The sequence below is a fragment of the Geobacillus proteiniphilus genome (genome assembly GCF_001908025.1).
In the GTDB taxonomy this organism is placed as follows: Bacteria; Bacillota; Bacilli; order Bacillales; family Anoxybacillaceae; genus Geobacillus; species Geobacillus proteiniphilus.
In genome coordinates this window covers 60,436-82,444 of record NZ_MQMG01000007.1, presented here as the reverse complement: position 1 = coordinate 82,444, position 22,009 = coordinate 60,436, and the positions used below count along the sequence as shown (strand labels likewise).

18 protein-coding genes and 5 pseudogenes are annotated in these 22,009 nt (G+C 43.6%); 20 read left to right on the top strand and 3 right to left on the bottom strand.

Going from position 1 to position 22,009, the window contains the following annotated elements; genetic code table 11:
• A pseudogene (locus BRO54_RS04335) lies at positions 1-791 on the bottom strand (glycosyltransferase family 2 protein); the annotation flags it as partial.
• Between the two features lie 995 nt (positions 792-1,786).
• Here BRO54_RS04335 and BRO54_RS04325 point away from each other — a divergent pair.
• The 10 genes and pseudogenes from BRO54_RS04325 to BRO54_RS04280 all read left to right on the top strand — a co-directional run bounded on the left by BRO54_RS04325 (position 1,787) and on the right by BRO54_RS04280 (position 10,279).
• Positions 1,787-3,973, top strand: coding sequence for a BglG family transcription antiterminator (locus tag BRO54_RS04325; protein ID WP_074043214.1), 2,187 nt, complete (start codon positions 1,787-1,789; stop codon positions 3,971-3,973).
• On the top strand, positions 3,927-4,370 hold the full coding sequence (locus tag BRO54_RS04320) for a PTS sugar transporter subunit IIA (protein ID WP_062898722.1): 444 nt from the start codon (positions 3,927-3,929) through the stop codon (positions 4,368-4,370). Before BRO54_RS04325 ends, BRO54_RS04320 begins: the two co-directional genes overlap by 47 nt.
• Positions 4,367-4,633: a PTS sugar transporter subunit IIB gene (locus tag BRO54_RS04315; protein WP_062898721.1), complete on the top strand. Its 267-nt coding sequence runs from the start codon at positions 4,367-4,369 to the stop codon at positions 4,631-4,633. Before BRO54_RS04320 ends, BRO54_RS04315 begins: the two co-directional genes overlap by 4 nt.
• Positions 4,634-4,660: 27 nt before the next feature.
• A complete protein-coding gene (locus BRO54_RS04310; protein WP_062898720.1) occupies positions 4,661-5,956 on the top strand; it encodes a PTS ascorbate transporter subunit IIC in 1,296 nt (431 codons plus the stop codon).
• 306 nt (positions 5,957-6,262) lie between these two features.
• Positions 6,263-6,382, top strand: a pseudogene (locus BRO54_RS20405) (IS110 family transposase); the annotation flags it as partial.
• A 214-nt stretch (positions 6,383-6,596) separates the two neighbouring features.
• Positions 6,597-7,589 carry a phosphotriesterase family protein gene (locus tag BRO54_RS04300; protein WP_013524046.1) on the top strand — a complete coding sequence of 331 codons (993 nt, stop codon included), beginning with the start codon at positions 6,597-6,599 and terminating at the stop codon, positions 7,587-7,589.
• Positions 7,590-7,598: 9 nt separating this feature from the next.
• Positions 7,599-8,330, top strand: a complete 732-nt coding sequence (locus BRO54_RS04295) for a creatininase family protein (protein WP_013524045.1) — start codon at positions 7,599-7,601, stop codon at positions 8,328-8,330.
• Entirely contained in the window at positions 8,317-9,045 is a 729-nt protein-coding gene (locus BRO54_RS04290; protein ID WP_062898719.1) for a KDGP aldolase, read from the top strand. Before BRO54_RS04295 ends, BRO54_RS04290 begins: the two co-directional genes overlap by 14 nt.
• Entirely contained in the window at positions 9,042-9,785 is a 744-nt protein-coding gene (locus BRO54_RS04285; RefSeq protein ID WP_013524043.1) for an SIS domain-containing protein, read from the top strand. The genes BRO54_RS04290 and BRO54_RS04285 overlap by 4 nt, the downstream gene beginning before the upstream one ends.
• 53 nt (positions 9,786-9,838) lie before the next feature.
• Entirely contained in the window at positions 9,839-10,279 is a 441-nt protein-coding gene (locus tag BRO54_RS04280) for a hypothetical protein (RefSeq protein ID WP_239691202.1), read from the top strand.
• Between the two features lie 294 nt (positions 10,280-10,573).
• Here the strand turns inward: BRO54_RS04280 and ade are convergent, their stop codons facing one another.
• Positions 10,574-12,304, bottom strand: coding sequence for an adenine deaminase (gene ade, locus BRO54_RS04275; protein WP_084544541.1), 1,731 nt, complete (start codon positions 12,302-12,304; stop codon positions 10,574-10,576).
• A 194-nt stretch (positions 12,305-12,498) separates the two neighbouring features.
• Between ade and BRO54_RS04270 the strand changes: the two genes are divergently transcribed.
• From BRO54_RS04270 to BRO54_RS20400, 10 genes and pseudogenes are all read left to right on the top strand, one after another.
• Positions 12,499-13,128, top strand: coding sequence for a YhbD family protein (locus tag BRO54_RS04270; RefSeq protein ID WP_062898717.1), 630 nt, complete (start codon positions 12,499-12,501; stop codon positions 13,126-13,128).
• A gap of 3 nt (positions 13,129-13,131) precedes the next feature.
• Positions 13,132-13,215 (top strand): annotated as a pseudogene (locus BRO54_RS20880) (bactofilin); the annotation flags it as partial.
• Positions 13,216-13,219: 4 nt separating this feature from the next.
• Positions 13,220-13,914: pseudogene (locus tag BRO54_RS04265) on the top strand (UPF0236 family transposase-like protein); the annotation flags it as partial.
• 296 nt (positions 13,915-14,210) lie between these two features.
• Positions 14,211-14,510, top strand: a complete 300-nt coding sequence (locus BRO54_RS04260; RefSeq protein WP_239691201.1) for a hypothetical protein — start codon at positions 14,211-14,213, stop codon at positions 14,508-14,510.
• A gap of 351 nt (positions 14,511-14,861) precedes the next feature.
• On the top strand, positions 14,862-15,449 hold the full coding sequence (locus BRO54_RS04255) for a sterol desaturase family protein (RefSeq protein WP_062898716.1): 588 nt from the start codon (positions 14,862-14,864) through the stop codon (positions 15,447-15,449).
• A 103-nt stretch (positions 15,450-15,552) separates the two neighbouring features.
• On the top strand, positions 15,553-15,939 hold the full coding sequence (locus tag BRO54_RS04250; protein ID WP_062898715.1) for a 3-oxoacyl-[acyl-carrier-protein] synthase III C-terminal domain-containing protein: 387 nt from the start codon (positions 15,553-15,555) through the stop codon (positions 15,937-15,939).
• A gap of 541 nt (positions 15,940-16,480) precedes the next feature.
• Positions 16,481-17,158, top strand: a complete 678-nt coding sequence (locus tag BRO54_RS04245; RefSeq protein WP_062898714.1) for a LexA family protein — start codon at positions 16,481-16,483, stop codon at positions 17,156-17,158.
• 261 nt (positions 17,159-17,419) lie between these two features.
• Complete coding sequence (locus BRO54_RS04240; RefSeq protein ID WP_138187030.1) at positions 17,420-19,501, top strand: efflux RND transporter permease subunit; 2,082 nt, start codon at positions 17,420-17,422, stop codon at positions 19,499-19,501.
• A gap of 43 nt (positions 19,502-19,544) precedes the next feature.
• Positions 19,545-21,059 carry a hypothetical protein gene (locus BRO54_RS04235; protein ID WP_062898713.1) on the top strand — a complete coding sequence of 505 codons (1,515 nt, stop codon included), beginning with the start codon at positions 19,545-19,547 and terminating at the stop codon, positions 21,057-21,059.
• Positions 21,060-21,234: 175 nt separating this feature from the next.
• Positions 21,235-21,471, top strand: a pseudogene (locus tag BRO54_RS20400) (hypothetical protein); the annotation flags it as partial.
• Here the strand turns inward: BRO54_RS20400 and BRO54_RS04220 are convergent.
• On the bottom strand, positions 21,408-21,593 hold the full coding sequence (locus tag BRO54_RS04220) for a transposase family protein (RefSeq protein ID WP_275651040.1): 186 nt from the start codon (positions 21,591-21,593) through the stop codon (positions 21,408-21,410). The pseudogene BRO54_RS20400 and the gene BRO54_RS04220 sit on opposite strands and share 64 nt — an antisense overlap.
• Between the last annotated feature and the right edge of the window lie 416 nt (positions 21,594-22,009).

Below are 22,009 nucleotides of genomic sequence, written 5' to 3'. Positions count from 1 at the left end.
AAATTCAGCGCGGGGAGAATCGTATTCAAATGGCTGGTATACATATCGAACACTTGTTCCTAATTGCCAAGCGCATAAAAACAGTCGGCTAGCTTTCCACAGGCCGCAATGAAATCTTCCACCCAGCCTTTTTTCGTTTGTAAAAATTGTTCATAATATTGAATGGCCCATTCGTATTGTTGATGGTCAAATAATTCATTTGCAAAGTAAAACAAATCTCTAGGTGAAAATTCTTTGCCTTGAGCTAACTGCTTCTCGTAAATGTTTAAGTTTCGATCGGAATGATGATGGACCGGGTTATGGATCACGGTGATGTCACTGTTGAGAATCGTTCCCCATACTTCCAAGTATTCATGAACCATACCATGCCATTTGAAATGATTGGAGCGCTTGACCAGACGATTGCGACGGACGGTGGAGATGGTTGTTCCATGTTCATCCCGCGCAAGGCTGTAGACCATGGTCACCGAATCGACATCAGAAGGAAGGGTATGCTTCAACGTGAGGAATTTTTCTTGGTCTTCTTTCCATAACACATCATCGGCGTCTAACCAAAAAATATAATCCATTGTAGCATGGGAAAACGAGAAGTTTCTTGCTGCGGAAAAATCATCATTCCAAGGAAAGTCAATGATTCGTGTGGTATAACGTCGAGCAATTTCTTTTGTTCGATCAGTGGATCCTGTATCAACAATAATGATCTCGTCGACTAGATTTTGAACGCAATCTAAGCATCGGGCAAGGACATCTTCTTCATTTTTGACAATCATACAAAGGCTGATGGTGATCAACGAGCTTACACCTCCTTAGATGAGGGGTGTTTTTAATATATATGAAAAACGTAAAGAAGTGCTTATGCGAATACCTTTCGAGTCTTTTGAAAAGGGCTTAAATGGTTAGGATTCTGTAAACAATGGGGGACAGCGAGACGGCTGATTCGAATGTGCTTAAAGATTGACAGAGATCGAAACCGTGGCGTTTGAATGGTCGAGGCTATTGCTTTTTGCTTTGGAATTCGGGAAACGATACGAACAATCAATAATATAATCCCTCGCCCCCCCTTTCCGTACGGGATGAAGACGTTGATCATACACCGTTGAGTCCGTTTCATGATTAACGAGAACGGAAGGGGGATAGGTTGCTTTCCCGCTTGGCCGAATAATGGGGTTGCCTGGCTTCCATTAACACCCCGATTTCATGAGGAGCCAAGTCTCATCGCTGGTTCTCGTCAAGCCACTGGGCAATCTCATAAAGGGTGTGCCGATCCAAGAGCGTTCGTAGCCCTTTCAGGCAGGAAGCCGCCTGAGGATGGGGTCCAGTCAAATATGTTTGGATCGCTTCTGGCAAGTACGCCCGGTATCGGGAATAACTCGACAACCTAGGGTTTGGCCTCCCACTCGGTGAACATCTCTTTCCGCGTTTTTGATTTTCCGTTCCTGCTTGCGAAGTGTCTGTGGTATCCATCCGTGATCGTTGGTGATGGTTAGACGTTTCTGAGACGTTTCATGGATGATTCCGCTCTTTTCCATGGTTTTCATTAGGGGCAGTATAACCGGAGTGGGCACCGCTTATGCGTTGCATGTTAACTTTTCAATGAGCATGTATATAGTTAGATACAGAATAATGAAAATTGGGATTAGGGTACTTTTCGTACAGTTTTGCACAAACATAGTGTGGGAAATTTGGCCTTATAATTGAGAGTGCTTTCTAATAAAATGAAATTAAGCAATTGCTAAATATTTTTAAGACCAATCCGATTTTGCACAATTGTGCAGGGGGTCTGGCGATGTCGCTTGATGAACGCAGTACTGCGATATTACAAGAGTTGGTAAGGCGCGATGGTTATCTATCAGTAAAGGAGTTGATCAAAAAGTTTAATATATCCAGACGAACGGTTTATTACGATATAGAAAAGATTAACTATTGGTTAAAGATCAACCATCTTGATGAAGTGAAATATGTTCGGACTTCAGGCTTTTATATAACAGAACGGACGAAACAAGCTATTCTCGAAAAATTAAAAAATTCAGAGGCATGGAATTACGCATATTCTAAGAAAGAAAGGTTGGCGCGGCTTGCAATCCATTTATTAGTAGAGGAACCACCACATTTCCTGAAAGATTTATCAGAAAAAACAAAAGTGAGTAGAAATACGACCATTAAAGATTTAAAGAAATTGCGTGCACAGTTGAACAGTTTCCAATTAACCCTTTGTTTTACCCGCTACACTGGCTATGTAATAAAGGGAAAGGAAGAAGATAAACGAAGAGCGATCGTATATTACTTATCCCTTGTTATTCCACACCAGCAAAATTGGCAAACGGTTTTAGCTAATTTAAAACGCCTGTTGATCCATGATGAGGATGAGTCAACTACAGTTTTAAGTGAGCTAAGAAATATACTCGATGTCTTAAATGAATGTGAAAAGAATTTAAATATACAGTTTGCAGATGATGTTTTGTACCACTTGGCTCTACGCTTTTGGTTATTTGGAAAGCGAATCGTCCAAGGTAAAAAAATCGACTTTGATCCGGTGGAAAAGGAAGTGATCCAGCAAACGAAAGAATTTGAAGCAGCACAAACAGCAAGAAGCAAGTTGGAATCCATCTTTCAAACTTCTATTCCAGATGATGAAGTTTACTATTTGGCTACTCATTTATTAAGCAGCAAAGTCCAATATTCTGGAAATTCTCTGCAAAGTCATGATGATTATAAGAATCTACAAAATATTGTGCAAAAAATGGTTGCAGAATTTCAAGCTTTTACATGTATTACGTTTCCAAACAGGAAAGCAGTTGAAGAAAACTTGCTTTTACATTTAAAGCCTGCCTATTACAGAATTAAATATGGCTTACAAGTGGAAAATCCGATGATTGAGTTAATTAAGACAAAATATAAAGATCTTTTCTTAATTACAAAAAAGGTGATTCATCATTTTGAAAACGCTATCGGCAAGAAAGTTAGCGATGAGGAGGTAGCGTTAATTGCCATACATTTTGGAGGATGGTTGCGTAAAGAAGGAATTCAGCCAAAAGAACGGAAACGCGCCATTCTTATTTGCGCGAGCGGCATCGGTACTTCAACCATTTTACGAAAACAGTTGGAAGGATTATTTTCAACCGTTGACTTTGTGGAAACCATTTCTGTAAGAGATTACGAGCAAAGGGATTTTCATGACATTGATTTTGCTGTTTCGACTATTCCGGTTTCTAAGAAAAAGCACCCTGTATTCGTCGTTAATCCGATTTTAACGGATCAAGAAAAAGAAACGCTATTAAAAAAGGTTCATGCTTTATTTGGCGAAAGCGCATCACAGAATACAAAATATTCCCCAGAAGCGATTTTGGGAATCATTAAGCAATACGCTGATATAAAAGATGAACAAGCACTAATGACCGCATTAAAGGAATACTTTTATAAGCCTTCTATTCCAAAAAATTGGACGAGAAAACCGGGCTTACTTGATCTGCTTTCACTAGAATATATTCAAATTGCTACGAAAGTGGAAAGTTGGGAGCATGCAATAGAGCTCGCCTCTAAACCGCTTTTACAAACCGGTAGAATAACGCAGCAATATGTTGTTGGGATGATCAATCATATTAAAAATTTGGGACCGTACATCATCATCGCGCCGAAAGTAGCACTTCCTCACGGAAAGCCGGACGAAGGGGTGAAAAAGCCAGGGATTAGTTTGTTGGTGCTGAAAGATCCGGTTTCTTTTTCGGAAAAAAAAGAACATGATGTTCAATTAATCTTTGTTTTGGCATCAGTAGATCCAGAAATTCATCTTCATGCATTATCAACATTGTCGGAGTGCTTTCAGTCATCTGAATTTGTCCAAGAGTTAATTCGATGTTATACGCCTGAAGAAATATGGTCGTATTTAAAAAAGAAAATGAGCGAGGATAACAAAAAGGAGATTAGTCATGAAGTTTTTAGAACCAAACCTAGTAGCATTGAATGTAAAAGCTAATACACCTGAAGAAGCTATTAGGAAAGCGGGACAATTACTTGCTGATCAAAATCATGTCGATCATTCTTATATAGAGGCGATGGTGGAATCGTATAAAAATAATGGACCATATTTTGTTTTAGCACCGCAAGTAGCTTTGCCGCATGCAAGACCGGAAGATGGAGTGAAAGAAGCGTCAGTATCGCTTGTACAGTTGGCAGAACCGATCGAATTCGGAAACAAACCAAACGATCCTGTCAAGCTTGTGTTAGCTCTTGGAGCTTCTAATAATGATGAACACTTGGAAATTTTAAAAAAGTTAATGGTATTGTTAGGAAATAAAGAGACAATCGAAAAGATGATCCACGCAAAGACATATGAGGAAATTGAAAATTTTATTAGAGGAGTGGGAGCATGAAGTTATTATGTGTTTGTGGTCTAGGACAGGGAACGAGTTTAATTTTAAGAATGAATGTGGAACAAGTTTTGTCTGAACTAGGAATTGCGGCAGATGTAGAACATACGGATGTATCTACTGCATCAAGCATGGATGTAGATTTTATCGTGACCAACAAGGAATTGGCTGATTCTTTAGCTGGTGTAAACGCGAAGATCATTATTGTGAATAACTATTTTGATCGAGTGGAAATTAAAAATGCCTTAGAGGAGAATTTAAAATAATAATCTTCATATTAGGAGAGATGGCCAATGGAAATCATTAAGTGGATTGCTGCCAATGTGTTTGGAACGCCGGCTATATTGCTAGGTTTCATTGTATTTATTGGTTTGCTATTACAGAAGAAAAAAACCAATCAAATTATCAGCGGCACATTTAAGGCTGTCATCGGGTTTCTAATTATTGGCGCTGGTGCTGGCGTTATAGTAGATTCTTTGACCGTTTTTGAACCTATGTGGAAAGAAGTATTTAATTTAAAGTCGGAATCGTTAGGTAAGTTTATAGGGCAGGAAGGATTTAACGCGAAATACGGAAGTGCGGTAACTTTAGCCATGACAATAGGGTTTTTAATTAACGTCTTGCTAGCCAGATTGACCAAATTCAAATACATTTATCTGACTGGACATATGATGTTTTGGACAACGACCGTTTTTGCCGGTATTGTTATTCATACAGTTGGAGATGTGTCATTTTGGAAACTTGTTATCTTTCTATCTATTATTATGGGTCTCTATTGGACATTACAGCCAGCGCTTACACAACCATTTATGCGGAAAATTACGGGCAACGATAATATTGCTTTAGGGCATACATCTGCATCTGTTGCGTTGATTGGGGCACTGGCCGGTAAAGTACTTGGTAATAAAGAGAATGATTCAGAAAAGATCAAACTTCCAAAAGGGTTGGAGTTTTTAAGGGATTCTAATGTCATTACTGCACTAACGATGGGAACGTTATTTTTAGTAGGTGCAATCATTGTTTCTCTAAAAGGAACTCCAGGAGCGGAGGAATTAATAAAGAAAGCAGGAAATCAAAACTTTATTATCTATTCGATCGTTCAATCCTTTACGTTTGCCGCGGGAATTGCTGTTGTACTAATGGGAGTTCGGATGTTTATTGGCGAAATTGTTCCGGCTTTTAACGGTATTGCGACCAAGCTTGTGCCAGGAGCGAAGCCGGCTCTCGATTGTCCGATTGTTTTCCCTTATGCTCCAAACGCGGTAATATTAGGATTTTTAGGTGCGTTCGCAGGAGCATTAATTTGGCTTGTTATTATCGGAAATACTGTTGGTTACGTATTTGTACCAACGATGATCGTTCTATTCTTCCATGCCGCGACAGCAGGAGTTTTTGGCAATGCGACTGGTGGTGTAAGAGGCGCCTTGTTAGGCGGATTTATGACCGCAACAGTGGTGGCATGGGGGCAGTACATCATGGTGAAGTTTTTAATATCGAGTACAATCCCTGACACCGCTATGTGGGCAGCTGACTCGGATATGTTTATTCTCGGGCCTATTATTAAAATACTTGCCCAATTATTCTTCTAGATTTTGCTAAAGAAGGCGGGCTGGGCAACAAACCGTTCAACGTGACGGAATCTATATAGACTCTCATGACGAAAAAATTCGTCACGAGCGGAAGGATGAAAACAACCTTCTGTCAAATGGTCTCCTTGCAGCTGGGGTCATGAGGTCGTTGCATTAATGGTAGGGAAAAGTCCGATATATAGGCGGACCCCAGCAGTCTGGTGCACGACGGAATGTCGCTCCCTTGAGGGAAGCACACAGGATAGAATGCTTGAACAAAGGCTGCTGCACCAGCTGTGTTTGAGGACGAAGCAGGGAGGGAGACGGATGCGCGTCTTGTATGAACGCTGCTGTGGATTGGATGTGCATAAGCAATCGATCACGGCTTGCGCCCTTACCCCTGAAGGAAAAGAGATTCGCACGTTTAGTACGATGACTGACGATCTCGATTTTCGACTATCGAAGGCAAGTCTTTGGCTTGCCTTCGTCACGCCTTGGCGTGGCGGAAGACCGAACGACCCGACCACCCGGAAGCAGCGTTGTTCGGTCGCCCGACAGTCGGATCCAATAGCTCTATAAAAGTTACAAATGTGAAAGCTTCAAATTGCATCTATATAGTTTTATCCGCCGTAATAGGGTTTTGTGCTGGAGGTGTTGAAAAATGAGTTTTATTCGTACATTGCATGGAGATATTGATCCTGAACAGTTAGGATTTACTTATTCCCATGAGCACATTGTTTGCCGCCCGCCATATTGGAAAGAAAAAGGAGAAGACGATTTATTGCTGGATGATAAGGAAAAATCATTGAAAGACGTTCTAGACTTTGTTAAACATGGCGGCAATGCGATTGTGGATGCTACTGCAGTAGATTATGGAAGAGATGTAGAAGCTGTTGCAGATATTGCAAGAAAAGCAAAAATCCATATCATTGGGACAGCCGGTTTTAATAAAAGCTTTTTATGGGGGGCTAAACTGGAAGAAAAAATACAAAAAATAGTTGGTCCTTATACTACCTACTATGAGTGGATTGAAACAGCAACTGTAAATGAACTGGCGGAATTTGTCATCCAAGAAGTAGAGGCAGGGCTTGAAGGAACATCTTATAAAGGTGGACAAATAAAATTCGGAACAGGTTACAACCGAATTACTCCTTTAGAAGAAAAAACAATACGTGCCGTCGCCAGAGCACATCATGAAACAAAAGCACCGATTCATTCCCATACGGAAGCAGGTACGATGGCCCTTGAACAAATCGAAATTTTGCGAAGTGAAGGAGTTGATTTGTCTAATGTAAGCTTCGGTCATATGGATCGAAATCCTGATCCTTATTACCATGAACAAATAGCTAAAACTGGTGCTTACCTTTGTTTTGATGGCATTGGAAAGATAAAGTATGCTCCTGAAAGTACAAGAATCCATTGTATTTTGGAACTTGTCCGCAAAGGATACGAAAAACAAATACTAGTGAGTGGAGATACGGCGAGAAAATCATATTACAAACATTATGATTACGGACTTGGTTTAGAGTATATCATTTCTAAATGGGTTCCACGATTTATCGATGAAGCAAATCGTGCAGGTTTTGATGGTGAAAAACTAATTTATCTATTTTTTGTAGAAAACCCTTCTCGTTGCCTTACATTTAAAAAGTAGGTGAAATTGATGAACTTCGCTTTAGAAAATTCATTCGAGATAAGCAACAAAATTACGAAATCAAGCATCGCCATCATGCCTATAGGCGCAGTAGAAGCCCATGGTCCACACCTTCCGTTATGTACCGATACCATTTTGGCAGAACGTCTTGCCTGTCGGTTGGCAGAAAAGGTTGAAGGTTTTGTTCTCCCTGTCATTCCATATGGACAGGTATGGAGTTTACGCGATTTTCCCGGTAGTATATCTATTTCCAATGAGACGTTGATCCGTTTATTAGTGGAAATTGGAACGAGTTTATATAAACAAGGATTTCGGATTTGGGCAATGGTCAACGGTCATCTTGGCAATCAAACAGCGTTAAAAGAAGCAGCAAGAATATTATATGATCAATTTCCAAATTTTAAAACCTTTTATTTTTTCTATCCCGGTATGAACAAAGTCGTTAATGAAATACGGGAAACGGAGGCGATTCATTCCGTCTATTTCCATGCTTGCGAAATTGAAACATCGATTATGCTTTATTTAGCTGAAGAATATGTGGACATGAGTAAAGCCATTTGTGATATTCCGAATATAGATGAGGAAGCGGACGTGAGTCCAACGCCATGGAAGTCATTTACTCAAACAGCGGTGTTAGGGGATGCAACAAAAGCAACAAAAGAAAAAGGAAAAATAATTGTGGAAACAGCTTTGGACAAAATGGCATATATGTTAAGGAGAGCACAAAATGAAGCTATTTAATATAAAGCGGTTTCAAGATCAGTTGCTGCTCAACGTTTTAGCGAAGGATGGAAAAAACGCCGCCGATCTTTTGGAGGCATCGGATGGCTTTTGTGTGCCAGGAATTGCAGCGGCGGATTTTGCCACCATTGAGGAAGCCGTTGGGACGGTTGAAAGTATTAAACAATCATCGCCAGTGGTCAGTATCGGTCTTGGTGGTGGCGGAAAGTTTGATGAGTGGAAACGAGTTGTTGATATAGCCGTTAGGAGCAATCCGGAACATATCAATCAGCCATTGGAAAGAGCCCTTTTTGCCAAGGGATTTGTAGCAGCAAATCAATGTTTTCCTATTGTTACTGCTCTTATCTCTCCATCTGGGGAGGTCGGTTTTGCAAAAATGCTAACAGGAAAAAAGATAAGAGTAGAGCCATTATTAGAATTGGTTGCTGCTTGTGGAGTGGAATCCATAAAAGTCATGCCAATGAAAGGGCTCGATCATCTAGAAGAACTTCTTTTCATTGCCAAAGAAGCAGCCAAAAGAGGAATAAGAGCTATTGAGCCGGCGGGCGGTATTAAAGTTCACCATCTGCCTGTTTTATACAAAGAGATAAGAAAAATAAATATTGAATTATTTATGCCGCACGTATTTGGAGACGTATTACAAGGTAAGGGAGAATCGAATCCAAGCAGAGTCAAAGAAATTTTTCGACAACTAAAAGGAGTGATCGGCTCGTGATCGAACATTATTTTCAAAAGGTCAACGAACGTTTGGAACTCGTTTTAAAACATGAAAAGGACAATCTCAAAAAAGCTGCTTATGTAGTAAGTGAAGCCATTCAGAAAGGTGGAATTATTCAACTGTTCGGATGTGGTCACTCCCACATTTTAACGGAAGAAGTGTTTTATCGTGCTGGAGGGCTTGTACCAATTAAACCAATATTTTTTGAGCCCCTTATGCTTCATGAAGGGGCGGTCCGTTCGTCAATGTTGGAGAGAATGAATGATTTCGCACAAAATTTTATAGATCATGAGGATATCCGTCCTGAAGATGTGTTTTTTGTTTTGTCCACATCGGGGCGCAATCCAGTTCCGATTGACGTTGCGCTGACGGCTAAAGAGAAGGGAACTTATACAATCGCCATTACATCTTTGGAATATTCAAAAAGCCAGCCCTCACGGCATAAAAGTGGTAAATTGTTATACGAGGTAGTGGATCTTGTTATTAATAATTATTCGGTGAAAGGTGACGCAATTTTATCCCACGAAAGTATTTCCGTTCCGTTTTCTCCTACCTCTACTGTTGTAGGAAGCGTGATTTTAAATGCTATTTTTGCTGAAGCTATTGTCTTAATGGCGGAAAATGGTTTGGAACCACCGATCTTTTTAAGTGGCAATATGGAAGGGGCGGATGAACATAACAACAGATTAATTGCAAGATACAAAGAAAGAATTCCTATTTTAGTAGGAACAAGTTAACAGTATCGTTGTAACCCCATATTTATTATGCAGAGGGAGAGTATGGGAGAGCAGTGTATCATTTTGAGCGTGTGCTTTCGAATGGGGCAGACGGGGGATTAAATGACACGCAGCGCATGCTTAGTCATATGCTTCTTGCCAACTGCGGCCTTTTGTTGGCCTCACGGTCGCTGAAGAAAATTGAAGAAATGGAAGACAGCCTGTACGATGAGGAGCTTGTTGAGCGTTACCGCGGTGAAATTTTGCTTCAGCGGGCGGAAACGTTTGTGCGGGCGCTGTATCACATCGTGACGCCAGAAGGCAGTGAAATCGTCAGCGAGGAGCGGTATTTCGCCGAGCAGGACGACTGCCATCCAGATGAAGTACGGCTGTTGATTGAAAATCATTACGACGGATTGGTTGTATGCTATGGATGCAAGTGCGTGATTTTGAATTATGCCACGTTTTACTTGTTGCTGTACAGCGAGCGGCTGCTGGCAAGGGGACATCCGTGAAACGCTGTTTTTCTCCTTTTTGGAACGAGAGATGGCGGAAGAGGCCATTCGCAAAATGATCGAGCGCCTTCGCACTCGTCTCCCGTTTTGGGATGACATGATTGAGACGACGCGAATCGGCAACAAGGCGGCGCGCCGCCGACGAACGGGCGTTTCGCATCACATTTTTTGCCGTGCGGGCGACGTGTTTCCTTGGGAACAATGCGGTTTTTTTATAAAGATAAACTATGTTCTAAATAATCAATTAGTTAATACATCCTTGAACAACAAAGAAGGAGGGACACTCGCCCTCCTCTATGCCTCGATCGGAATCCATTCCCACCGCTTGACATCAAACAGCCCTTGATCGGTCAGCTTGAGCTCCGGAATGACCGGCAAGGCGAGGAATGACAGCGTGATGAACGGATTGAAAGAGCCACATGCGCCGATCGCTTCAAGTGCTTTGTCAATCTGTTTCAATCCGTTTAGCACCTCGGTATAGTCTTTTCTTGTCATCAATCCGCCGATTTCAAGCGGCAGGCTGGCGAGCACCGTTCCGTCTTTGACGACCGCAAGCCCGCCGTGTTGCCGGCGGAGCTGTTCGATGGCGACGACGAGGTCGCGGTCGTTGATGCCTGCGGCGATGATGTGGTGTGAATCGTGCGCGATCGAAGAAGCAATGGCGCCTGCTTGGAACCCGAAGCCGCGGACGATGCCAAGGCCGATTCCGAGGCCGCGATGGCGTTCGACGACCACAAGCTTCAGCAAATCCCGCTCGACCGAAGGGGAAAAGGCCCCGTCCCGGACATCCACCTCGGTGACGAGATGGTTCGTATGCAAATGATTCGGGATGATCTCCATGACATTGGCTTTGTTTCCTTTCGTCATCGGGATGCGAAGATCCGCTTCGGTGACGGGTCGGCAACGAATGGATTGAAGCAATTTCGGTTCGGTTTCACTGGATGCCGGATGGAAGGAAAACGTTGCCCTTCCATGTTCGGCGACGATCGCCCCTTGTTTGAATACATGGGTGATTTTCAGCGTTTCCAAATCCTCAACGAACAAAAAGTCGGCGTCATACCCCGGGGCGACAGCGCCCTTCGTCGGCAACCGGTAGCACTCGGCGGCGTTTAATGTGGCCATTTGGATCGAAAGAAGCGGGTCGAGCCCAGCGCGAATGGCAAGGCGCACGTTATGGTCGACGCTGCCTTCGAACCATAAGTCGTCGAGATGTTTATCGTCCGTGCAAAACAGAAAGCGGCGCGCGTTGTGCTCATGGACGGCAGGAAGAAGTTTTTCGAGGTCTTTGGCGACCGAGCCTTGGCGAATGAGCACGTACATGCCGCGGCGAATGCGTTCAAGCGCTTCGTCGGCGGTGACGCATTCATGGTCCGTATGGATGCGGGCGCTTCGGTAGACGTTGACGGCGTCGGCGTCAAGGCCCGCCAAATGGCCGTCGATCAGGCGGTTGGCGTTTGCCGCGAGCGCCAGTTTGTCGAGCATCGACGGGTGTTGTTCCCTTAATGACGGATAGTCCATCACTTCCGCCAATCCGAGAACGCGTTCATCGTTGAAAAACGGCGCTAGGTCCGCTGCGGTTAAGACGGCGCCGGCATGTTCAAACGAGGCGGCCGGCACGCACGATGGCAACATGATATACACATCGAGCGGCGTCTGTTTCGCATCATCGAGCATAAACTGGATGCCGCGGATGCCGGCGACGTTCGCGATTTCGTGTGGATCGGCGATCACCGTGGTGACCCCATGCGGGAGAACGACGCGGGCGAATTCGCTCGGGGGCACCATCGATGATTCAATATGCACATGTCCGTCAATCAGTCCAGGACAAATATAGCGGCCTTCGGCGTCAATCGTTTCTTTGCCTTCATAGCGGCCAATGCCGACGATCATCCCCTCAGCAATGGCGAGATCCCCTTCGATGACTTCGTGCGTAAACACGTTGACGATTTTCCCGTTTTTGATGACGAGATCGGCTTTCGTTTGTTTTGCGGCGGCGGCGATTTTCTTCTGTAATGTCGAATGCATGCGGCTCATTCTCCTCTCTTCATGATGTGAATCGCGATGCCAGTGGAAATTGGCTTCATTGTACTGAGCTAGACGGCAAGTTGTCAACCGCTTTGGTTCGTTTTTTGACATATGTATGGCACTGCTGTTTTCACACTCTTTATAACGTAACAATGTTATGTTACATTGGTGGTGGTGAAGGAGGTGAGCGGCTCATGGAACAAGAATTGATTTCGAAAAAAGAACTGCTCGAGCTGACTGGCATTTCGTACGGCCAGCTGTATCGATGGAAGCGGAAAAAGCTCATTCCGGAAGAATGGTTTATTCGCAAATCGACATTCACAGGGCAAGAGACGTTTTTCCCGAAAGAAAAAATCTTGGCGCGCATTGAGAAAATCAAAGAGCTGAAAGATGAGCTGTCGCTTGATGAGTTGGCGGGCATGCTTTCTCCCAATCCAGCGGCTGTGATGTTGACGAAAGAGGAAGTGTTGGAACGTCACATTGTTTCGGAGATGGTGGTGCAACGTTATAGCGAGTGGAAAGAAAACAAACAGGTCTTTTCGTTCACCGATCTTCTTCCTCTGTACGTGCTCGATCAGCTTCTGCGCTCGGGCGATCTGAGTTGGGAAGAAGGAAAAAGCGTCCTGAACGTTTTCGAAACGCATTACCCGAAACTTCAAGGGAAAAGCTGCGAGCTGGCGATCATTCGCAAGATGGGAGTGACTGTGTGTTTGCTTGTGGCGGGCGGAGGCGACATGTATGTGGAGCCGGAGGCGAAGCTCGTTGCGCGGCTGCACGTGCCGGCGTGCATCGAGGAGTTAAAACTGAAAATTTTGGAGGGATGACAAATGGAGGGCCGAGATTTGGTCATTGCTGGAACGGGGCATGCGTCCGGAGGGCTGTACAACTTGGTGAAACTTTCTGGGAATGGAATGACGGGACCTTTTAGTCATCAACGGCGACGCGGCATCGTGGATCACGGCATGCCGGGAACACTTTAGAAAGCGGGCCTGCTTCCAGCTGGATCGGTTTCATGTCGCGCGGGAGCTGCGCCAGTGTCTGGCGGGCCATCCGCGTTGGCGGGAGGTGCGGAAGAAGTTGGCGAAACAAGACGAACAAGGGCTTTTGATGGAGCTGAACAGCGCCGCGCCGTCGGCACGTTGGAGGACGAAGCGAAGGAGCAGCAGCTTTTCGCTCTGATCCGCCGGATCGAGTCGATGCCGGGATGCATTCGGGACTACCGGAAGTGGCTGGCGGAGCAAGGAGTGGACACGGCGGGAATGCGTCCGATGGGCCACGCGGAGAGCGTGATGAGCCGGTTCGCGCACCGGGTGAAATCCCGCCGCAGCTGGAAAGACCAAGGACTTCGAGCGTTTTGGAAAGCGATGGCGGCTCGGATCGATGGGATTTCGTTGAGGAAACGGCGTCCGGAGGAAGAGACGGCGTCGACCGCCGCGTCGACATCAACGAAGGCAGAGCGGATCGAACAGGCCAAACGGAAGGTGGGGCGGTTGTATCCGGACGTGGTGCGTCAGAACATGCCGTATCTTCAGCAGTCGTCGGGGACGCCGATCCATCAAGCGTTGTCGGCGCTTCGGGATTTTGGTTTATGTAAAAAAATGGAATGTTGATTCACCACCTCAAGATGAGGGATGAGCGTCCGAAAGCACTTACGATATAAATTCATGAAAATGGTTCAATGCCCTATGATTAACAATGATCCTAGTGAACCGAAAAAAAGTTCTCCACAAAGTCTTGACTGACTCATGCGGCATTTTCGAGTTGACAAAAGTTTTTATTGGTCTTATAGTTAATAACGTAATGATTATTTTTTGGGTTTTTTGGGTGATGGGGGGATGTTGTTAACTGAACGTCGAAAGCAATTTCTTTAGAAGTTGATCGGATCGACTTATACCAAAAAACAAATGTGCCTGTTCATTATGAAACATTTGCGAAAAGCACTAGTGTCAGCAAATGGACGGAATACGACAGGCTGAAAGAACTTGAAAAACTTGGCTATCTCACCCGCGATTACGCTGTGAATCCTAGCGAGACAGGACGTTCCCAAATCGTTTTTCTGCCAACAGCAAAAGCTGCGAGCTTGTTTGAACAAAAACGTTCTGAAGTGTTCAATCTGGAAGAGCGGCATAAAACAAAAGAGAAAATACATGAATTTCTAAACAGTTTAAAGAATTGCAGCCTCAGCGACACCATTCAAAAAGTCTAAGAGATTACGAAAGTGCAAATTCGGATGATGTTATTAGGTTTCTGCTTGTTTATCTCCGCAAGTTGGACATCGGCCGGTATCTGAATGAAATCAGTGGCTGACCTTTCGGAACATGTGGAGGATATGCTTTCCGGTTGTTGGGAAGAGGAGTACAATTATTGTCCAAGGTTATTCTTTGGTTATTTTTTTGGTTTTTTGTGTATTGTTTCATGGGATTATTAAAACGCGATTCCGTTATGTTGTGCAACATCTAACAAAATCTTCTGTGATCATGGAAGTTGGCGGCTTTTTTGTCTTTGGTTTTTTGGTCTTTTTGGTAAAGGATGTCGTTATGGGGGAGTGAGCTTTAAAATGATGCGGTATTACCGGGAGTTTCTTTCCAACTCAATGATTCAGTTCGTGCTTTTTGTGGGAACGGTCAGTTCCATCCTAACTATTGTGGAATTTGATGGGGTAAAGACGATCCTTGCTTTACTGGCTGGTGCAGTTTTTTATGCTGTCGTCGAATATTTGGTGCACCGTTACCTTCTGCACCAGTTTCCCAACGCTATTCCCGTTTTGTACCAGAAACATGTCGAACACCATCAGTACCCTACGGCACTCAGATATTTATTCAGTCCGATGTGGTATGACCTGATCGTTTACGTCGTTTATTTTGTTGTATTATGGGCAGTGTTCCGGAATCTTTCCTTGGTTATGGCCTTCATAGCTGGCACTTCGCTCTATCAATTGTATTATCAATGGATGCATTACATTGCACACCGTCCGATTACCCCTGTAACACCATGGGGGAAGTGGATGAAGAAAAAACACCTTTTGCATCATTATATGGATGAACAGTCCTGGTACGGTGTATCCCATCCCGTCATGGATTACCTGATGGGAACTCACAATCCTAAATCTTCCAAAACCAACGGATACATGGATGGTGGAAAGTGAAAAAACAACTCAATGATCAAGAAACCTATTTGTAACAGAGTAGAAAACGTGGTGTCAGCATGAATAAATCCTTAGTGAAAAAACAGAGAAAGAAGGGTTTCGCATGAAGCATCAAGCTCATGTTGCTATTGCGGGAGCGGGTTTTTATGTACCTCCACGCGTGGTTACCAATAACGATTTGAGCCAGCGGTTGGAGACGGACGATGAGTGGATTGTTCAACGAACAGGAATCCGCCAGCGCTATCGCGTGGAGGAGTCAGTGACAACCACAGAGATGATTGAAAGCGCGGCGAAAAAGGGAGGATATCCTTTCGAAAAGTTTTTTCTGAACGTGGATCGTTACGGAAACACCTCTGCCGCTTCCATTCCAATTGCTCTGACGGAATCGCTCCAACAAAAAGCTGTCCGGGAGTGGGATCTGGTAGCGATGATTGGTTTCGGAGGTGGCTTGACGTGGGGAATTCACGTGCTGTCCGTGTATGCGCGGTAATTCCCCTAGTCTTTTCCACAGACAAATAGGCGGAGTGTACACCTTACGCGAACGGAACTTTGAAGTTCTGAGAGAGTCATTCTCGGGCGCATGAAAAAAGTAGAGTAGTGCAATGTTAGGTAATTCCACAATGCCGTGGTCTTTATTTTTATCAGACAAAAAATACGATAAAATTTTGATAAAATTCAGATGAATGAAGCGTAATTTATCTTACCTCTGTGTCGTGCTTTGCGGCATGGGGTGATGGAGATGGGTGGAATTTAATCCGGTCGCTTTTACAAAGGAGCTGGTTCGCACGTGCTCTTGATAGGTGTATTCGAAAACAATTTTTACAATACAAGAGGGCACATGGAAATGGTTATGTATAATTGGTTACAGCCAGGAGTGACCGTTGTGCCTATCGGGTTGTGGTGTACCAATCGAAATTACCTAATTTTTGGTAAATTTTATTAACATACACTTTCAAGTTGACAAAAGTTTTCATTGGTCTTATAGTTGATAACGTAGTGTTTATTTTTGGGTTTTTTGGGTGGTGAAAACGATGTTGTTAACTGAACGTCGGAAGCAATTTCTCCAGAAGTTGATCGACTTATATCAAAAAGCAAACGTTCCTGTCCATTATGAAACATTAGCGAAAGCGCTTGGTGTCAGCAAATGGACGGCATATGACATGCTGAAAGAACTTGAAAAACTTGGCTATCTCACCCGCGATTACGCGGTGAATCCCGGCGAAACAGGACGTTCCCAAATCGTTTTTCTGCCGACGGCAAAAGCGATGAGTTTGTTTGAACAGAAACGCTCTGAAGCAATCAATCTGGAAGAGTGGCATAAAACAAAGGCGAAAATACTTGAGTTTCTAAACAGCTTAAAAAATTGCAGTCTCAGCGCCGCCGTCCGAAAGGTTTTAGAGGAGATTCCGAAAGTGCAGATTCGTGTTGCCTTCTGTGCGTACATCATCGGTCTTTTTCTTGTTTATCTTCGCAAGCTGGGCGGGAAAACTGAGGTATTGATTAAGAACCTCGTTCAGAACGCCCCAACTAATGAAATGCAGATGACCGTGTTTGTTGGAACCGTCCTTGGCGGCATTATTCAAACGGTGAATCACGAAATTGGCGTGGAAGTGACTGAATTGGTTGGACGGTATCTGAAATCGATCGCCGACCTTTCCCATTTTGAAAAGGAAATGCTTTCCGATTTTCTCCATGAAGCATTAGCATGATTGTGGTCAACGGTTAAAACCTTGGCCATTTATTTGTTTGAGTTTTTGTGTTTTTTGTGTTATTTGTGTTTTTTTGGGAATAGGTTGAGTAAAGAGAAGAACGCAACCTCATAAACAAAATGAGGGGAGGTGGTAACATGATGAACGATTTTCTTGAATTCTTAAAGAAAATCCTTGAAGCATTTCAAAATATTTAATGGCTGGTTGATCATTGACGTTACTTAAGTAACGGCCCATAAATTGCTTTGGCAGGTGATTGATGTGCTTGAATTATTTGGTAGATTTGTGGTGAAAAACAGAATTGCTATCATTGTTTTATCATTGATACTTGTGATTCCTGCATTGTCCGGAATAGTCAAAACGCAAATCAATTATGATATTTTTGCTTACTTGCCGGAAAAGCTTCCTTCGGTGCAAGGGCAAAATATTATGAACAAAGTGTTTGGGTTCGGTGGAACAGGCATCCTGATGGTAAAAAATCAAACAGATGTTGAAGTAGAAAATTTAAAACAAAAACTGGAGCAAGTGGATGGTGTTGAAACAGTCAATTGGATCACCGACATTGCTGATTTTGCAGTGCCTCGCGAGTTTCTTCCAGAGGAATTGGTGGATCAGTTTTATTCTGGAAACAGCACTATCATGCAAATTCAATTTGAAGAGGAGGCGGCATCAGAAAAAACTCATTATGCTGTACAAGAAATCAAAAACATTCTTGGGCCGAATACTTATTTTGCGGGAACTCCTCCAATGTTGTCGGAGCTGCGTCAGTTGCTTGAAAGTGAGAAGTTTGTCTATGCAGTGTCCGCAATTGGGTTTATTCTGTTGCTTTTGGGATTAACGCTCCCATCGCTTTTCATTCCGTTCCTTATCCTGTTCTCAATTGGGGTCTCTATTATTTACAACTTGGGATTGGCTTACTATTTAAATGGTTCAATGTCGTATGTTACCGCTGCGATTGCGGGAGCTTTGCAGCTCGGAGTTACGATGGATTTTTCTATTTTCTTAGTGCATCGTTATGAAGAAGAACGAAAGATGAAAGAAAAGAACGAGGCCATGATCGCGGCCATCAAGCACACAGCGATGGCCATTTTAACCAGCTCGGCAACGGCAGTAGCCGGTTTTCTTGCGATGGTCACCATGTCGCTTGGACTTGGGGAAGACTTAGGGATGACGATGGCGCGAGGGATCATTCTTAGTGTGTTGATGATTTTGACATTGTTGCCGTCGTTCATTCTGGTGTTTGACAAGTGGATTCGCGAATATCAGCACCGCGTGATAATCCCTAATTTTCATCTGTTAGCCAAATTTGTGACCAATCGCCACAAACTTGTTTTTGTAGTGTTCCTGCTTTTGTTTATCCCTGCTTTCATCGGTTTTAAAAATGTGCATATCGTGTATGATTTGGAGCAACTTATGCCGAAGACGCTGCCTTCGATCCAAAATCTTGACGAAATCAAAAAAGAATTTACGTCGACTGATTCGGCTTTTTTAGTCATGGATAGCAAGATTTCTGATCAGGAACGTCTCAAAATCAAGCAGCAGATTGAAGAAATAGAAGGAATCAAGAAAGTAATTGGGTATGACACCTTTGCAGATCCTGCGATTCCTTCAGAATTTGTTCCCGAAAACTTAAAAAACATGTTTATCAAGGATCAATACAATTACATGTTGGTACAGATGGAATATGGATCGTATGATGAACGCACGACACAGGCCATTCAACAAATCAACAAATTAACCGAGCCATATGAAGGGCATATGTACCTGACTGGTCAAGCTGTTTTGCAAAACGATCTGACTACCACGGTGCGGGACGACATGAAAAAAGTAGATTTGATTTCGGTTGTCGCTGTATTTTTGATTATTGCGCTTGCCTTCCGATCCGTGGCGTTGCCGGTTGTATTAGTTGGCGGAATTGAATTGGCGATTTTGTTCAACCAAGGACTCGATTTCTATCTTGGCCGTTCCATGCCATTTATCGGCACATTCGCCATTGGCGCTATCCAGCTCGGCAGCACGATCAACTATGCGATTTTGCTTGTCACACGCTATAAGGAAGAGTTGATGAATTATCCGAAAGAGGAAGCGATGTATCGAGCCATCACAGCAAGTGGAGAAGCGATCTTGAGCAGTGCGCTTGCCTTGTTTGCCGCTGTCATCGGGATTTGGCTGTTTTCCGACATCACGTTGCTCAGAGATTTAACCTTTATGATTGCGCGAGGAGCGATTATTTCTCTTGCCGTCATCTTATTCCTGCTTCCGGCAGTGTTGCTCACATTAGAAAGTTTTATATCCAAAACGACATTTGGCTGGCCTAAAAGCCAAATCCATGAAAGAAGATGAGACGCTTTCAGAATTATCTTAATAAAAGGAGAGGAGAAGCATAATGAATGCGGTAAAAGCCACAATCCCCGTTTTGACTGCTGCCACCCTTTTATTATCATCGGCAACCGGTACTTATGCAGCGGCTCCCGATCAAGTCGTTGATCGAGAAACGGTTTATACCCTTCTTAATTCCGATGGGACTGTGAAAAAATCGATCGTTGTGGATTGGCTGTATTTTAAAGGAAATGGAAATGTCACCGTGACAGATTACGGACAATTACAGCATATTCGCAATATAAGCGGATTGGAAAAACCAGTGGTGCAAAACGGACAAATCATTTGGGATGCGGAAGTGAAAGGAGAACGGTCGATTTATTATTCCGGTGAAACCAGCCAGCCTCTTCCGGTGGACGTCTCGATCAACTATTATCTGAATGGGAAAAAAGTGGATGCTCCCTCATTGGCCGGAAAAAATGGCACAGTAAAAATCGAGATAACGTTGAAGAATCGGCTGAAACAAAAGAAAAACATTTCCTATTCCGGCTATAAGGGAGCCCGTCATTCAGTAGAAAAAGAGCTGTACACCCCGATTTTATCGCTTGTTTCGCTTAACATTTCGACTGAACATTTCACGGATATGAAACTCGGTGATGCAATGACGGTTATGTCTGGGAAAACGATGAGCGCGACTTGGATGGTTGTGCCCAATCCAGAAGAGACCATCACCCTTGAAATGAAAGGAACAGACATTGAGCTTGAACCAATCACAATTACTTTGATTCCGAAGCTTCCTCCAGTATCAGAAGTACCGGTCAAAGAACAATTGGAAAAACTGACAGATGGCATTCAGCAAATCTCTTCTGCACTAGATCAACTAGGAGATGGCGCAAATCAACTTGCCGCTGGCAATCGTCAAGTAAAAAACGGTTTAAACCAACTTTCTGAAGGACTGGGGCAGTTGAACCAAGTGAATCAAGCCCATGAGGGACTTGTGAAACAGTCGCTGGAAACAAACCGGCAGCTTCTGGCACTGGCTCAAAATCTGGCTGCTGAGAAACCGCAGGATGCGAATTTGCAGGCTCTCGTGCAGGGACTAAAAGGCCAGCAACAAATGCTGAAGATGCTAGCCGAAGGGGGGAATTTGCAGGGAAAGCCATTTCCAGGCCTCGATAAGATGGAGGAAGGTTTAAAAGGCTCCAAAGCTGGAGCTGACAAGTTAGCGGCTGCGGCGGGCCAACTGGAAAAAGGTTCGTTGCAATTAAAAACTGGTATAGAAAAGTTATCCGGCGGAACGGCGGAAATGAAAAATGGGCTGATTGCCGGATTAAATAAATTGTATGAAGGAGAAGCTATTTTACATCAATCAAAAACAGCGGCGGAACAATACGATACATTTCTTGGCAAACCAAAAGGTGCGAAAGGGGAAGTCCGTTTTATTTTAAAAACAGATCCGATCGAGCCGGTGAAGGTGAAAGACTCAGCCGGACAAAAGCCAGACACGGGCAGCGAGGAAGAGAACATTTCTTTCTTCGAAAAAGTAAAAAAATGGTTGAGTGATTTATTCCTGAATCCGTGACAAAACATCTTTACAATCCTCGCGAACCGTTGATACGCTAAGGATGAACAAGGTTGATGAGTCTTCACTAAGCAGGTGAAATCATGAAAGACTTCCCGATTCGTTTGGTATTGACGGATGAACCCATCATTCCCAGTGCCGGTTTGGTCCTGGTCGGCTATTTGCTTCATCAAACGAAACTATTTTGAGCGATCCGCGCCATCCCTTACATCATCACGTGAAACGCTACTGGATCAAAACGATCATCCAGACAGTGATCACCATGGCGGGACGGCTCATCCGAAGCGCCCGCCGGTTCTGGATGAAGCTCACCCGAAGGAATGGATACAGCGAGCCGGTCTGGTATGTCTACAACCTCACACAGATCACTGTAGGACTCGATTCAGGCAAAAGCACAGGCGCGTGTTGGTAAAACCATCGTTCCACGGTGGTATAAGCTATGCATAACCATTGTGTCACTTCTTGAATGCTTTTCCCAATGCACAACCACGCCACCCATTGCTGAAAGGATTCGGTGGCAATGCTATTGAACACTGTTTTTTTTCGCGCGACCAACAAATAAAATCCGGCGTTTTCGGAGGGTGTCCCAAAAGTAACGGGACACCCTTTCTGATCACCATATATACGCGCGAAACACCCTTACAAAACTATATATTGTATCTTGCATGAAGAAAGACAATCTTTTGGGTCAGCCCCCTTTTTACATATGGTTTGACAAAGAAACAGTTCTTCAGTTAATGCCACAAGCAATGGATAGCATATTGCTTTTCTTATTTTTGGGCCATTTCAAAATAAAATTTGTCTGGAAATGGAGAGCCCCTCTTTCCAGGTTGCATTCAAAAGTAAAAGAGTATAAATAATAACCAATAGTATATTTTTTAATACTATGTAAAAATAAAGTGCGTACTTTTAAAGATAAAACATACATAGTATACTCATCAGTGTGTAAG